The 13,532-nt window shown below is 69.7% G+C and carries 15 protein-coding genes; 5 read left to right on the top strand and 10 right to left on the bottom strand.

All coding sequences use genetic code 11. From position 1 onward, the window contains the following. The first annotated feature begins 24 nt into the window (after window positions 1-24). Window positions 25-195, top strand: a complete 171-nt coding sequence (locus AC07FA_RS05135; protein WP_479073286.1) for a hypothetical protein — start codon at window positions 25-27, stop codon at window positions 193-195. A gap of 46 nt (window positions 196-241) precedes the next feature. Here the strand turns inward: AC07FA_RS05135 and dapD are convergent, their stop codons facing one another. After that, window positions 242-1,240, bottom strand: a complete 999-nt coding sequence (gene dapD / locus AC07FA_RS05130) for a 2,3,4,5-tetrahydropyridine-2,6-dicarboxylate N-succinyltransferase (RefSeq protein WP_479073285.1) — start codon at window positions 1,238-1,240, stop codon at window positions 242-244. 43 nt (window positions 1,241-1,283) lie between these two features. Continuing rightward, on the bottom strand, window positions 1,284-2,681 hold the full coding sequence (locus AC07FA_RS05125) for an MFS transporter (protein WP_479073284.1): 1,398 nt from the start codon (window positions 2,679-2,681) through the stop codon (window positions 1,284-1,286). 51 nt (window positions 2,682-2,732) lie between these two features. Here AC07FA_RS05125 and AC07FA_RS05120 point away from each other — a divergent pair, with 51 nt between their 5' ends. Continuing rightward, window positions 2,733-3,647, top strand: a complete 915-nt coding sequence (locus tag AC07FA_RS05120; protein ID WP_479073283.1) for a winged helix-turn-helix transcriptional regulator — start codon at window positions 2,733-2,735, stop codon at window positions 3,645-3,647. A gap of 208 nt (window positions 3,648-3,855) precedes the next feature. Continuing rightward, window positions 3,856-4,893 carry a DUF7847 domain-containing protein gene (locus AC07FA_RS05115; RefSeq protein ID WP_479073282.1) on the top strand — a complete coding sequence of 346 codons (1,038 nt, stop codon included), beginning with the start codon at window positions 3,856-3,858 and terminating at the stop codon, window positions 4,891-4,893. A gap of 151 nt (window positions 4,894-5,044) precedes the next feature. On the opposite strand, the gene AC07FA_RS05110 is transcribed toward AC07FA_RS05115, so the two are convergent. The 8 genes from AC07FA_RS05110 to AC07FA_RS05075 are packed head-to-tail and all read right to left on the bottom strand — an operon-like array spanning window position 5,045 to window position 11,609. Then, complete coding sequence (locus AC07FA_RS05110; protein WP_173312305.1) at window positions 5,045-5,380, bottom strand: metal-sulfur cluster assembly factor; 336 nt, start codon at window positions 5,378-5,380, stop codon at window positions 5,045-5,047. Continuing rightward, entirely contained in the window at window positions 5,377-5,832 is a 456-nt protein-coding gene (sufU, locus tag AC07FA_RS05105) for a Fe-S cluster assembly sulfur transfer protein SufU (protein WP_479073281.1), read from the bottom strand. Before sufU ends, AC07FA_RS05110 begins: the two co-directional genes overlap by 4 nt. 26 nt (window positions 5,833-5,858) lie before the next feature. After that, window positions 5,859-7,127 (bottom strand): cysteine desulfurase, encoded by a 1,269-nt coding sequence (locus tag AC07FA_RS05100; protein ID WP_479073280.1) that lies wholly within the window; start codon window positions 7,125-7,127, stop codon window positions 5,859-5,861. Beyond that, window positions 7,124-7,888, bottom strand: coding sequence for a Fe-S cluster assembly ATPase SufC (gene sufC / locus AC07FA_RS05095; RefSeq protein WP_479073279.1), 765 nt, complete (start codon window positions 7,886-7,888; stop codon window positions 7,124-7,126). Before sufC ends, AC07FA_RS05100 begins: the two co-directional genes overlap by 4 nt. A gap of 7 nt (window positions 7,889-7,895) precedes the next feature. Next, complete coding sequence (locus tag AC07FA_RS05090; RefSeq protein WP_185301523.1) at window positions 7,896-8,213, bottom strand: bifunctional 3-phenylpropionate/cinnamic acid dioxygenase ferredoxin subunit; 318 nt, start codon at window positions 8,211-8,213, stop codon at window positions 7,896-7,898. Beyond that, on the bottom strand, window positions 8,213-9,394 hold the full coding sequence (gene sufD / locus AC07FA_RS05085) for a Fe-S cluster assembly protein SufD (RefSeq protein WP_479073278.1): 1,182 nt from the start codon (window positions 9,392-9,394) through the stop codon (window positions 8,213-8,215). The genes AC07FA_RS05090 and sufD overlap by 1 nt, the downstream gene beginning before the upstream one ends. A 59-nt stretch (window positions 9,395-9,453) precedes the next feature. Then, window positions 9,454-10,875: a Fe-S cluster assembly protein SufB gene (sufB, locus tag AC07FA_RS05080; protein WP_479073277.1), complete on the bottom strand. Its 1,422-nt coding sequence runs from the start codon at window positions 10,873-10,875 to the stop codon at window positions 9,454-9,456. Next, window positions 10,872-11,609 carry a helix-turn-helix transcriptional regulator gene (locus tag AC07FA_RS05075; RefSeq protein WP_479073276.1) on the bottom strand — a complete coding sequence of 246 codons (738 nt, stop codon included), beginning with the start codon at window positions 11,607-11,609 and terminating at the stop codon, window positions 10,872-10,874. Before AC07FA_RS05075 ends, sufB begins: the two co-directional genes overlap by 4 nt. 168 nt (window positions 11,610-11,777) lie before the next feature. On the opposite strand from AC07FA_RS05075, the gene AC07FA_RS05070 reads away from it, so the two are divergent. Then, complete coding sequence (locus tag AC07FA_RS05070; RefSeq protein WP_479073275.1) at window positions 11,778-12,704, top strand: ABC transporter ATP-binding protein; 927 nt, start codon at window positions 11,778-11,780, stop codon at window positions 12,702-12,704. Further along, window positions 12,701-13,468 (top strand): ABC transporter permease, encoded by a 768-nt coding sequence (locus AC07FA_RS05065; protein ID WP_479073274.1) that lies wholly within the window; start codon window positions 12,701-12,703, stop codon window positions 13,466-13,468. Before AC07FA_RS05070 ends, AC07FA_RS05065 begins: the two co-directional genes overlap by 4 nt. The last annotated feature ends 64 nt before the right edge of the window (window positions 13,469-13,532 follow it).

Genomic DNA, 13,532 nt, shown 5'->3' with positions numbered 1-13,532 from the left:
CTCTCCACCTGGGAGGGGAAAACCATGGAAAGCGCGGGCCGCGCACTCGCGCTCCTGATGTGGGGCGCGCCGATCGCCGCCCTGGTGCTGCTGGGAGTCGTCGCCACGCTTGTGACACGGTGGCGACGGGCCACACTGGCGGCCTTGCGCGCCGAGGAGAACCCGGCCCCTGTCGCCCATCGCCGGACGGGCTGAATCCAGCCCGTCCGGCGACTGAGGACAGAACGGCTGCCGCGTCGGCCTAGTTGTGGTGGTGCAGGATCTCGTTGAGGCCGCCCCACACCGCGTTGTTCGGGCGGGCCTCGACAGTGCCGGTCACCGAGTTGCGGCGGAAGAGGATGTTCGAGGCGCCGGAGAGCTCGCGGGCCTTGACGACCTGGCCGTCGGGCATCGTGACGCGCGTGCCGGCCGTGACGTACAGCCCGGCCTCGACGACGCACTCGTCGCCCAGCGCGATACCGACGCCCGCCTCCGCGCCGACCAGGCAGCGCTCGCCGATCGTGATGCGCACGTTGCCGCCACCGGACAGCGTGCCCATCGTGGACGCGCCGCCACCGATGTCGGAGCCGTCACCGACGACGACGCCCGCGGAGATACGGCCCTCGACCATCGACGTGCCGAGCGTGCCCGCGTTGAAGTTGACGAAGCCCTCGTGCATGACGGTCGTGCCGGCCGCGAGGTGCGCGCCGAGCCGGACGCGGTCGGCGTCGGCGATCCGTACGCCCTTGGGCGCGACGTAGTCCGTCATCCGGGGGAACTTGTCCACGGAGGTGACCTGGAGGTGCAGGCCGTCGCCGCGGGCGTTCAGCCGGACCTTCTCCAGCTCGTCGACCGCGACCGGGCCGAGCGAGGTCCAGGCGACGTTGGCGAGGAGGCCGAAGAGGCCGTCGAGGTTCTGCCCGTGCGGCTGGACGAGACGGTGGGACAGCAGGTGCAGACGCAGGTACGCGTCGTGCGCGTCGAGCATCTTGTCGTCCAGCGAGGAGATGACCGTGGCGACGGCGACGACCTCCACCCCTCGGCGGGCGTCCACGCCGATGGCCCGGGCCGCGGCCTCACCGAGCCGGTTCACGGCCTGGTCCGGCGTGAGGCGCTGCGTGCCCGCCGGGCCGGGCTCGGCGGCGAGCTCCGGGGCGGGGTACCAGGTGTCGAGGACGGTGCCGTCACCGGCGATGGTGGCGAGGCCGGCGGCGACGGCGCCGGTGGTGCGGGGGGAACCCTGGGAAGTCGTGTCGGTCATGACCAAAACCTAACCGGCCGGGGCCCGCGCGGGCGAACCGGTCTCAGCGTCCGGCCTCCCGGACGGACCGCCGGGTGGATCTCCGGCCCTCCCGCCGGACGTCCCCGCCCGGGACTTCAGGCGGCACCGTCACCGAGACACCGGGCGCGCCACCGGGCGCCGCACCGGCCCGCGGCGGCCTTCCGGGCTCACGCAGCCGCCTCGCCGCCAGTACGGCCACCCCCGCGCCGCCCGCGAGCACCGCGCAGACCGGCCAGAGCAGCGCGGGCGCGGTCGCGTACAGCGCACCTCCGAGCGGCGGCGCGAGCACCTGGCCGCTGATCGAGACGCCCGCGTACAGACTCTGGAAGGTGCCCTGCGCGTGGGCGGGCGCCTGGTCGGCGACGTACGCGGTGGCCGTGGTCTTGTAGAGGATCTCCCCCGCGGTGAGCGACACCATCATGGTGACGGCGAACAGCGCCCCGGCGCCGGGGATCAGCGCGGCGTAGCCAGCCCCCACGAGCAGCAGTCCGGCCCCCACGATGCTCAGCGGCGCCCGTCTGCGCAACGCGTGGGCGGCGGGCAGTTCGAGGCAGAGGATGACGCCGCCGTTGATGGCGAGCAGCCAGCCGTAGAACTGGGTGCTCCGGCCGTGGTCGGTGAGGAAGACCGGCAGGGTGGAGAACATCTGCCGGTAGACGAGGTCGACGCAGACGATCGCGGCCAGCAGCACCAGCACGGCCGGCCTGGCCAGCAGTTCGCGCCGGAGGCCGGGCGCGTCCGGGTCACGCGCGGGCCTGCTGTGGGCGGTCCCGCGGGCCGGGAGGACCCTGGCCGTGTACGCGGCGAAGAGAAGCGTGCCGAGGCCGTCGGCGAGGAAGAGCCAGTCGTAGGAGAACCGGGCGGCGACCAGCGCCCCGAGCGGCGGCCCGACCGTGAAGCCCCCGTTCGACGCGAACCGGGTGAGGGCGAAGCTCTGACGGCGGCTCCCTTCCGGGACGGAGACCGCGACGAGTGCGGCGTTCGCGGCGCGTACGACTCCGGAGGCGTACTGGGCGAGCGGCAGGACCGCGTACAGGGCGGCGACCGGCAGCACGGGAAGGGTGACGAGCGCGGCGCCGCTGACGCAGGCCCCCAGGAGGAGCATCCGGCGGTGGCCGTACCGGTCGCCGAACCAGCCGCCGGTGAAGTTCCCCGCGACCAGACCGATTCCGCCGATGCCGCTGATCACACCGGCCTGGGTGACGGACAGCCCGCGCGGGCCCGTCAGATAGACGAACAGGTAGACGAAGGTGAAGCTGACGACGGTGTTGAGGAACGCCCCGAACGCCAGGAAGCGCACCGTCTTCGGCACATCCCGCAGCATCCCCATCCGAACCGCCCTCCCCGAGGCCCTCCGGGTGAGTTCCTCTTGGGAACGGACTATGGCAGCATGCTTTTCGCAGGTCAACCGAGTACACATACAGATGACCGCGGGAAATGAAGCAGGAAGCAGGAACGGAAGAGGCACGCCATGCCCCAGCGAACAAGCCTGGCCGACGCCGACTGCGCGATCGCCCAGGCCCTCGACGTCGTCGGCGACTGGTGGACCCTGCTGATCGTGCGCGACACGGCACGCGGGGTGCACCGCTTCGACGCGCTCCAGCAGGAACTCGGCGTCTCCCGCAAGGTGCTGACCGAGCGGCTGCGGCTGCTGGTCGACGCGGACGTGCTGTCGCGCGAGCCCTACCAGGACCGGCCGGTGCGGTACGAGTACCGGCTCACCCCACGCGGCCGCGCACTGCTTCCCGTTCTCATCGCGCTCCAGGACTGGGGCGACGCCTGGGTGTCGGGAGAGGGAGAGACGATGGCGACAGCGAGCGAGGCGTCCAAGGAGGCGGCCCGGGTCCACGCCCTGGTGGGCACCCGCCTGCCGGAACTGCGACTCCTCGGCCACGACGGCGAGTTGCGCGATCCGGTCGCCGACACCCCGTACACCGTCCTGTACTGCTTCCCAGGCGCGTACGCCCGCGCGGACGCCTATCCGCCCGGGTGGGGCGAGATCCCGGGCGCGCGCGGCTGCACGCTCGAATCCTGTACGTACCGGGACCAGCTGGCCGAGTTCACCGCGGCCGGCGCCACCGTGCACGGCGTCTCCACCCAACGACCGGACGAGCAACGGGCGTTCGCGGAGCTGGAGGGCCTGCGCTTCCCGCTGCTCTCCGACGCCGGGCTGACCCTGACGGCGGCGCTGCGCCTGCCCACGTTCCGGGCGGCGGGCGTCAGCCGGCTCAAGCGGCTGACCCTGGTCGTGGACCGGGACCGGAGGATCCGCGAGGCCCTGTACCCGATCGCGGACATCGAGGCGAGCGTACGGACGGCGCTCGCGGTGGTCCGCGACAGCGCGAGCCGGCCGGCGGTGGCGGAGCGTCCCCCGGCCGGGTCGTGACCGTCGATCGTCAGGAGCCCGGTCGGCCGGGCGCTACGGTGTCCCGACCTAGTACATCGGACGACTGTACGAACGACTACACGACGGAGAAGCAGTGTCGCAGGACGCAGGGTGGGGCGGCGCATACGGAGGCGCGCATCTCGGGGGCTCGCCGTACGGGGGCGGTCCGTACGGAGGCGCTCCCGGGCCGCCGGGGTGGGGCGGCTGGATGCCGCCGCCCAGACCCGGAGTGATACCCCTCGCACCACTGAGGCTCGCCGACCTGCTGGGCGGCGCCTTCGCCACCATGGGCCGGTACTGGAAGCAGCTGTTCGGGATGGGGGCCGCGCTCTACGGCGGAGCCGTACTCGTGATGGCGGCGGCCCTGGCCATCGCCTACTCGGCGGTCGGCGACCATCTGGACCGGCTCGTATCGCTCTCCGCCGGCGAGGAGCCCGCCTCCTCCGACGTCGTACCGCTCCTGACCGCCTTCGGAGTCGTCGCGCTGCTCGGCATCGTCCTCATGGTGCTGGCGTCCGCCCTGATGTACGGAGCCGTCCCGGCGATCCTCCAGGACGCGGTGCTGGGCCGACGGGTCACCTTCGCCACCGTGTGGCGGCGCTCCCGGGCGCGCGTGCCGGCCATGATCGGCGCCGTGTTCCTCACGGGCCTGATCGCGACCGTCCCGACCGTGCTCGCCATGGTCGCCTTCACCGCCATGATGATCGCCTTCATCACGCTCGGCAGCAGTTCCGGCGCCCTCACCGTCATGTCGCTCGGCGCTCTCTGCGCCCTGCTCACGGCGCCGGTGGCGGTCTGGCTCTGGGTGAGGTTCTCGCTGGCCCCGGCGGCCGTGGTCTTCGAGGGGCAGGGCCCCGTCGACGCGATGCGCCGCTCGTCCCAGCTGGTGCGCGGGGACTGGTGGCGGCTGTTCGGGATCTCACTGCTGGCATCCGCCATGACGGCCGTCGCCGCCTACGTCATCCAGATGCCGTTCTCGGTCCTCGGCATGTTCCCCGGCATGATCAGCACCGCGGACCTGGACAACGACCCGAGCCCCACCGCCGTGATCATCGCGATGAGCGGCTATCTGGTCGCGACGGTGCTCGGACAGATGATCGCCCAGATCGTCTCGGCGACGTTCCCGCAGCTGGTGAACGGCCTGCTCTACGTCGACCGGCGGATACGTTCGGAGAATCTGGGCCCGGTCCTCGCCGAGGCCGCCGCCGTACCCCCGCAGGACAGCGCCCCGCGCTACGGCGGTTAGCCGGGCCCTGCCCTCGGTCTCCCGCTCCGCCCGGCATTCCGGCGCCGCGCACAGCACTGCGGGGCGTCTCCCCCTCCGAGGAGGGGGAGACGCCCCGCAGTAAACGTGCGAACGCGCACCGGACCGGCGGCGGCCGGTCGCGGAAGACCGGTCAGACGTTGAAGCCGAGCGCGCGCAGCTGCTCGCGACCGTCATCCGTGATCTTGTCCGGGCCCCACGGCGGCATCCAGACCCAGTTGATCCGCAACTCGCTGACGATGCCGTCGGTCGCGGACTTCGCCTGGTCCTCGATGACATCGGTCAGCGGACAGGCCGCGGACGTCAGCGTCATGTCGAGGGTGGCGATATTGGCGTCATCGACGTGGATGCCGTAGATGAGGCCCAGGTTGACGACATCGATACCCAGCTCGGGGTCGACGACGTCGTACAACGCCTCACGGACCTCCTCCTCGGAGGCCGGCTTCAGTGCCACTGTCTCTTCACTCATGCGGTCTTCCCTTCGGACAGCGCCTGCGCCGTCGCGTCCTTCCACGCCATCCAGCTCAGCAGCGCGCACTTGACCCGGGCCGGGTACTTGGAGACACCGGCGAACGCGACCGCGTCCTCCAGCACCTCCTCCATCGCGTCGTCCGGCTCCAGCTGGCCCTTCGACTGCATCAGTTCCAGGAACGCGGCCTGGATCTTCTGCGCCTCGCCGAGCTGCTTGCCGACGAGCAGCTCGTTCAGTACGGAGGCACTGGCCTGGCTGATGGAGCAGCCCTGGCCGTCGTAGCTGATGTCGGCGATCTTCTCGCCGTCGTACTTCACCCGGAGTGTGATCTCGTCGCCGCACGTCGGGTTGACGTGATGCACCTCGGCGTCGCCGTCCCGCAGGCCGCGCCCGTGGGGGTGCTTGTAGTGGTCCAGGATCACTTCCTGGTACATGGAATCAAGCTTCACCAGTCAACCCTCACCAGCTGTGGCATTTAACCGAAAAAGTTCCGGACGTGTTCGAGACCGTCCACCAGGGCGTCGACCTCGGCGGGCGTGGAGTACAGATAGAACGACGCTCGCGTCGTCGCAGGAATTCCGTACCGCAGGCACACCGGCCGCGCGCAGTGGTGCCCGACCCGGACGGCGATGCCCTGCTCGTCGAGGACCTGGCCCACGTCGTGCGGGTGGATGTCACCGAGCGTGAAGGAGATCGTCGCGCCACGGTCCACCGCCGTCGACGGACCGATGATCTTCAGGTCCGGGACCTCCAGGAGACGCTTCACCGCGTACTCGGTGATCGCGTGCTCATGGCGGTAGATGTTCTCCATGCCGATCGCCGAGAGGTAGTCCACGGCCGCGCCGAGGCCGACGGCCTGGGCGATCGGGGGCGTACCCGCCTCGAACTTGTACGGCGCGGGGGCGTACGTCGAGGAGTGCATCGACACGGTCTCGATCATCTCGCCGCCGCCGAGGAACGGGGGCAGGTCCTCCAGGAGTTCCTGCCGTCCCCACAGCACGCCGATACCGGTCGGGCCGACCATCTTGTGACCGGTGAAGGCCACGAAGTCCGCCTGCAGCGCCTGCACGTCGAGCACCATGTGCGGGGCCGCCTGCGAGGCGTCGATGCAGACCAGCGCGCCGACCTGCTGGGCACGGCGGATGATCTTCTCGACCGGGTTGATCGTGCCCATGATGTTCGAGACCAGGGTGAAGGAGACGATCTTCGTCTTCTCCGTGATGATCTCGTCGATGTTGGACAGGTCGAGGCGGCCGTCGTCGGTGATGCCGAACCACTTCAGCTTCGCGCCGGTGCGCTGCGAGAGCAGCTGCCACGGCACGATGTTGGAGTGGTGCTCCATCTCCGTGGTGACGATCTCGGTGTCACGGTCCACCCGATAGGGCTCGTCGGCCCAGCCGAGCATGTTGGCCACGAGGTTGAGCGACTCGGAGGCGTTCTTCGTGAAGATCACCTCGTTGCGGCTCGGCGCGTTGATGAAGGCCGCGACCTTGTCGCGAGCACCCTCGTACAGCGCGGTGGCCTCCTCCGCGATGGTGTACACACCGCGGTGGACGTTGGCGTTGTGCCGCTCGTAGTACTCGTTGAGCGCATCGAGGACCTGGCGCGGCTTCTGCGACGTCGCCGCGCTGTCCAGGTAAACGATCTTCTTGCCGTCGTGGACCGTGCGGTCCAGGATCGGGAAGTCCTTGCGGATCGCCTCGGTGTCGAGGAGGCCGGAGAGACCCTGTCGGGCGTCAGTCACGCGGAAGCGCCACCCTTCACATATGCCTCGTAGCCCTCGTTCTCCAGCTTGTCGGCCAGTTCCGCGCCACCGGACTCGGCGATGCGGCCGTGGGCGAAGACGTGCACGAAGTCGGGCTTGATGTAACGGAGAATCCGCGTGTAGTGCGTGATCAGCAGCGTGCCGACCTCACCGGACTCGCGGACGCGGTTGACGCCCTCGGAGACGACGCGCAGGGCGTCGACGTCGAGGCCGGAGTCGGTCTCGTCGAGGATGGCGATCTTCGGCTTGAGGAGCTCCAGCTGAAGGATCTCGTGGCGCTTCTTCTCACCGCCGGAGAAGCCCTCGTTGACGTTGCGCTCGGCGAAGGCCGGGTCCATCTGGAGGCCGGCCATCGTCTCCTTGACCTCCTTCACCCACGTACGCAGCTTGGGCGCCTCGCCGCGGACGGCGGTGGCGGAGGTACGCAGGAAGTTGGAGACCGAGACACCGGGGATCTCGACCGGGTACTGCATGGCCAGGAAGAGACCGGCGCGGGCGCGCTCGTCGACGGTCATGTCCAGGACGTTCTCGCCGTCCAGGGTCACCGTGCCACGGGTGATCGTGTACTTGGGGTGACCGGCGAGCGAGTACGCGAGGGTGGACTTGCCGGAGCCGTTGGGGCCCATGATGGCGTGGGTCTCGCCCTGCTTCACGGTCAGGTCGACGCCCTTGAGGATCTCCTTCGTGGCGTTGTCGGCCTCGACGGTGACGTGCAGGTCGCGGATTTCAAGCGTTGCCATGAGTGACTCAGGTCTCCTGGGTGACGGAGACGAGCACATCGTCCCCTTCGATCTTTACGGGGTAAACGGGAACGGGTCGCGTGGCGGGAAGGCCGGACGGCTTGCCGGTACGCAGATCGAAACTCGATCCGTGTAGCCAGCACTCGATCATGCAGTCCTCGACCTCGCCCTCCGACAGCGAGACGTTCGCGTGCGAGCAGATGTCGTTGATCGCGAACACCTCGCCCTCGGTACGCACCACGGACACCGGCGTGCCGTCGAGCTCCACCCGCTTGGGGGTGTCGTCCTCCAGCTCACTCAGCGCACAGGCTTTGACGAAGGCCATCAGACGGACGACCTCAGCTCGGTCTCGATCTTGTCGAGCAGACGCGCTTCGACGTCCGGCAGACCGATCTGCTGGACGAGCTCGGCGAAGAAGCCGCGCACGACGAGGCGGCGGGCCTCCTCGGCGGGGATTCCGCGCGACTGGAGGTAGAAGAGCTGCTCGTCGTCGAACCGGCCGGTCGCCGAGGCGTGGCCGGCTCCGACGATCTCGCCGGTCTCGATCTCCAGGTTCGGCACGGAGTCGACCCGGGCGCCGTCCGTGAGGACGAGGTTGCGGTTCATCTCGTACGTGTCGGTGCCCTCGGCCTTGGCCTGGATGAGGACGTCACCGATCCATACGGCGTGCGCACCGTCGCCCTGCAGCGCGCCCTTGTAGGCGACGTTGGACTTGCAGTGCGGGGTGTTGTGGTCCACGAGGAGGCGGTGCTCCTGGTGCTGGCCCTTGTCGGTGAAGTACAGGCCGAAGAGCTCGGCCTCGCCGCCCGGGGCCGCGTAGCTGATGCGCGGGTGGATGCGGACGAGGTCGCCGCCGAAGGTGACGACGATCGACTTGAACGAGGCGTCCCGGCCGATCAGCGCGTTGTGCTGGCCGACGTGGACGGCCGTCTCGTCCCAGTCCTGGACCGAGACGACGGTGAGCTTGGCGCCGTCGCCCAGGACGTAGTCGACGTTGGCGGCGAGCACCGCGTCGCCCGTGTGGTCGATGACGACGACGGCCTCGGCGAAGGCTCCCAGCTCGATGAGCTGGTGGCCGTAGGCGACGCCGCCCTCGCCGTGCACGGCGATCCGGATCGGCTCGGTGAGCACGGCCTCCTTGGCGACCGTGACGACCGACGCCCGCTCGAAGGACGTGTACGCCTGGGCGGCGACGCGGTCCACCGGGGTGCCGGCCTTGCCGAGCCGCGAGTCGTCGCGGCCGACGGTCTCGACCGTGACCCCTTCCGGGGCCTCGATCGCGACCTTCACACCGTCACCGGTGGCGACGGCGGTGCCGTCGTGCAGCCCGCGAAGGCGCTCCAGCGGCGTGAACCGCCACTCCTCCTCACGGCCGTGCGGGACGGGGAAGTCCGCGACGTCGAAGGACGGGGGCGCGCTCATGCGCGTGGCGACGGTCGACTCGGCGGCCACCGCGATGGACCCGGCGGTGGTGGAGCCCGCCGGAATGTTCTGAGCCTCAGCCATGGCTGTCGTAGTGCTCGCTTTCTCAGTCAAGGAGTCGGGGGACACGGTCGGCGGGCGTACTAGCCGACCGAACCCTCCATCTGCAGCTCGATCAGCCGGTTGAGCTCCAGGGCGTACTCCATGGGCAGCTCCTTGGCGATCGGCTCGACGAAGCCGCGCACGATCATCGCCATGGCCTCGAACTCGGTGAGTCCGCGGCTCATGAGGTAGAAGAGCTGGTCCTCGGAGACCTTGGAAACGGTCGCCTCGTGGCCCATCGACACGTCGTCCTCGCGGACGTCGACGTACGGGTAGGTGTCGGAGCGCGAGATGGTGTCGACGAGCAGCGCGTCACAGAGCACGTTGGACTTCGCGCCCGGCGCGCCCTCGCCGATCTCGATGAGACCGCGGTAGGAGGTACGGCCGCCGCCTCGTGCCACCGACTTGGAGACGATGTTGGACGAGGTGTTCGGGGCCATGTGGACCATCTTGGCGCCGGCGTCCTGGTGCTGGCCCTCGCCCGCGAAGGCGATGGACAGGGTCTCGCCCTTGGCGTGCTCGCCCATCAGGTAGATGGCCGGGTACTTCATGGTGACCTTGGAGCCGATGTTGCCGTCGACCCACTCCATGGTCGCGCCCTCGTACGCCACGGCGCGCTTGGTGACGAGGTTGTAGACGTTGTTCGACCAGTTCTGGATGGTCGTGTAGCGGCAGCGGCCGCCCTTCTTCACGATGATCTCGACGACCGCGGAGTGCAGCGAGTCCGAGGAGTAGATCGGCGCGGTGCAGCCCTCGACGTAGTGGACGTAGGCGTCCTCGTCGACGATGATCAGCGTCCGCTCGAACTGGCCCATGTTCTCCGTGTTGATACGGAAGTAGGCCTGGAGCGGGATCTCCACGTGCACGCCCTTCGGCACGTAGATGAACGAGCCACCGGACCACACGGCCGAGTTCAGCGAGGCGAACTTGTTGTCACCGACCGGGATGACGGTGCCGAAGTACTCCTGGAAGAGCTCCGGGTGCTCCTTCAGCGCGGTGTCGGTGTCCATGAAGATGACACCCTGCGCCTCCAGCTCCTCGTTGATCTGGTGGTAGACGACCTCGGACTCGTACTGCGCGGCGACACCGGCGACGAGGCGCTGCTTCTCCGCCTCGGGGATGCCGAGCTTGTCGTACGTGTTCTTGATGTCCTCGGGCAGGTCCTCCCAGGACTCCGCCTGCTTCTCCGTGGACCGCACGAAGTACTTGATGTTGTCGAAGTCGATGCCCGAGAGGTCGGAGCCCCAGTTCGGCATGGGCTTCTTGCCGAAGAGCTTCAGGCCCTTGAGCCGCAGCTTCAGCATCCACTCGGGTTCGTTCTTCTTCTCCGAGATGTCGCGGACGACAGCCTCGGAGAGGCCGCGCTTGGCCGCAGCGCCTGCCGCGTCGGAGTCGGCCCAACCGAATTCGTACGTGCCCAGGCCCTCGAGCTCAGGGTGGGCAGTCTCCGTGGGGAGCGTCATGCGGGGTTCCTCCCGGCAGTGCTTGCGGATGCTGATGTGGTCTGTGGTGTTGCGTGGCCGCTTCGCGGCACATACGTCGTGCACACCCCGTCGCCGTGGGCGAGGGTGGCCAGACGCTGCACATGGGTCCCGAGCAGGCTGGAGAAGATTTCCGTCTCCGCCTCGCACAGCTGCGGGAACTGCTCGGCGACATGAGCGACCGGGCAGTGGTGCTGACACAACTGCTCGCCCTGCTGCGGGCCGGGCGCACTTCGCGCCGTAGCAGCGTACCCGTCGGCCGACAATGCCTTGGCCAACGCCTCGGTGCGGTCCTCAGGGGCCACGGACTCGACCGCGGCGCGGTACCCCTCGGCCTGGGCGGCCATGCGGGCACGGGCGAACGCGAGGACCGCTTCGTCGCCCGAGCTCTCGGCGATCCAGCGCAGGGCGTCGACGGCGAGCTTGTCGTAGGACTGGTCGAAGGCGTCCCGGCCGCAGTCGGTCAGGGCGAACACCTTGGCGGGACGCCCGCGGGTCCGTGCCCCGTACACCCGCTGTTCGCGGGCCTCGACGACACCGTCGGAGACGAGGGCGTCGAGGTGACGGCGGACGGCGGCCTGGGTGAGGCGGACGCGCTTGGAGAGATCGGCGGCGGTGGACGGGCCGTGGTCCAGGATGGAGCGCGCGACCCGGTTGCGCGTGGAGCGCTCACCGGTCGCGAGATCCTCCTGCGGAGCCTCGCCAACGTATTTCACAACGCCATTGTTGCGTAATTCACCGGAGCCTGACAACCCGCCCCCGGATCATGGCCTGATGGGGTTCATCACTTAGGCATACCTAAGTTGACCTGCGGAAATGATCACTGACCGGGTTCACCGGACCCGCGCCCCCCGGGGGCCCGGCCACTGCCTAGACTTCGGGCCATGAACAGCGAGCTGGTCGTCCAGGTCACCGGCCTGGTGAAGCGGTACGGCACCAAGACCGCGGTGGACGGCCTCGACCTCGACGTCCGGACCGGCGCGGTCACCGCGGTCCTCGGCCCCAACGGCGCCGGCAAGACCACCACGATCGAGACCTGCGAGGGCTATCGCAGGCCCGACGCCGGGACCGTACGTGTCCTCGGCCTCGACCCGGTCGCCGACGCCGGGGCACTGGGCCCCCGGGTCGGCGTGATGCTCCAGTCCGGCGGGGTCTACTCCGGCGCGCGGGCCGACGAGATGCTGCGCCACATGGCCAGGCTGTACGCCCACCCGCTGGACGTCGGCGCGCTGATCGAACGGCTCGGCCTGGGCAGCTGCGGACGCACCACCTACCGCCGGCTCTCCGGCGGCCAGCAGCAGCGGCTCGCCCTGGCGATGGCCGTCGTGGGCCGCCCCGAGCTGATCTTCCTGGACGAGCCGACCGCGGGCCTGGACCCGCAGGCACGCCGCTCCACCTGGGATCTCGTACGGGAGCTGCGCGCCGACGGTGTCTCGGTCGTCCTGACCACCCACTTCATGGACGAGGCCGAAGAGCTCGCCGACGACGTCGCCATCATCGACGGGGGCCGGGTCATCGCCCAGGGCAGCCCGGAGTCGCTGTGCCGCGGAGGCGCCGAGAACACCCTGCGCTTCACCGGCCGCCCCGGCCTCGACCTCGGCTCGCTGCTCAAGGCGCTGCCCGACGGTACGGCGGTGGCGGAACCGGCCTCCGGCACGTACCGCATCACGGGAGACGTCGATCCCCAGTTGCTGGCCACCGTGACCTCCTGGTGCGCCCAGCACGGAGTGATGCCGTCCGGCATCTCCGTGGAGCGGCACACGCTCGAGGACGTCTTCCTGGACCTGACCGGCAAGGAGCTGCGCGCATGAGCGCCGGTACGTACACCCCCCGTCCCGGCGCGGCCCCGCTGCCCCGCATGATCGCCGCGCAGACCGCGCTGGAGACGCGGATGCTGCTGCGCAACGGCGAGCAGCTGCTCCTCACGGTGATCATCCCGACGCTGCTCCTCGTGCTGTTCAGCGCGGTCGACATCGTGGACACGGGCACGGGCGGTCCGGTCGACTTCCTCACGCCCGGCGTCCTCGCGCTGGCCGTGATGTCCACGGCCTTCACCGGCCAGGCCATCGCCACCGGCTTCGAGCGCCGCTACGGGGTGCTCAAGCGGCTCGGCGCCTCGCCACTGCCGCGCTGGGCGCTGATGACCGCGAAGACCCTGTCGGTGCTGGTCACCGAGGTGCTCCAGATCGTGCTGCTGACGGGGATCGCGTTCGCGCTCGGCTGGTCCCCCCAGGGCAACCCCTTCGCCGTACTGCTGCTTCTGGCGCTCGGCACCGCGGCCTTCTCCGGCCTCGGACTCCTGATGGCCGGGACGCTTAAGGCGGAGGCGACGCTCGCCGCCGCCAACCTGGTCTTCCTGCTGCTGCTGGTGGGCGGTGGTGTCATCGTGCCGCTCGACAAGTTCCCGGACGCGGTCCGGTCGGTCCTGGAGCTGCTGCCCGTCTCGGCCCTCTCCGAGGGGCTGCGGGACGTCCTCCAGCACGGCGCCCCGATGCCGTGGAGCGAGGCCGGCGTCCTCGCGGTGTGGTCCGTGCTCGGTCTGGGCGCCGCGGCGAAGTTCTTCCGCTGGGAGTAGGCGCCGGGCTGTGACCGAAGGCATCCGGGCATCACGCACCCCTCGTGAAAACATGCACAAGCCC

Source organism: Streptomyces sp. NPDC045968 (assembly GCF_056430475.1).
This window is presented reverse-complemented; position numbering and strand designations above follow the sequence as displayed.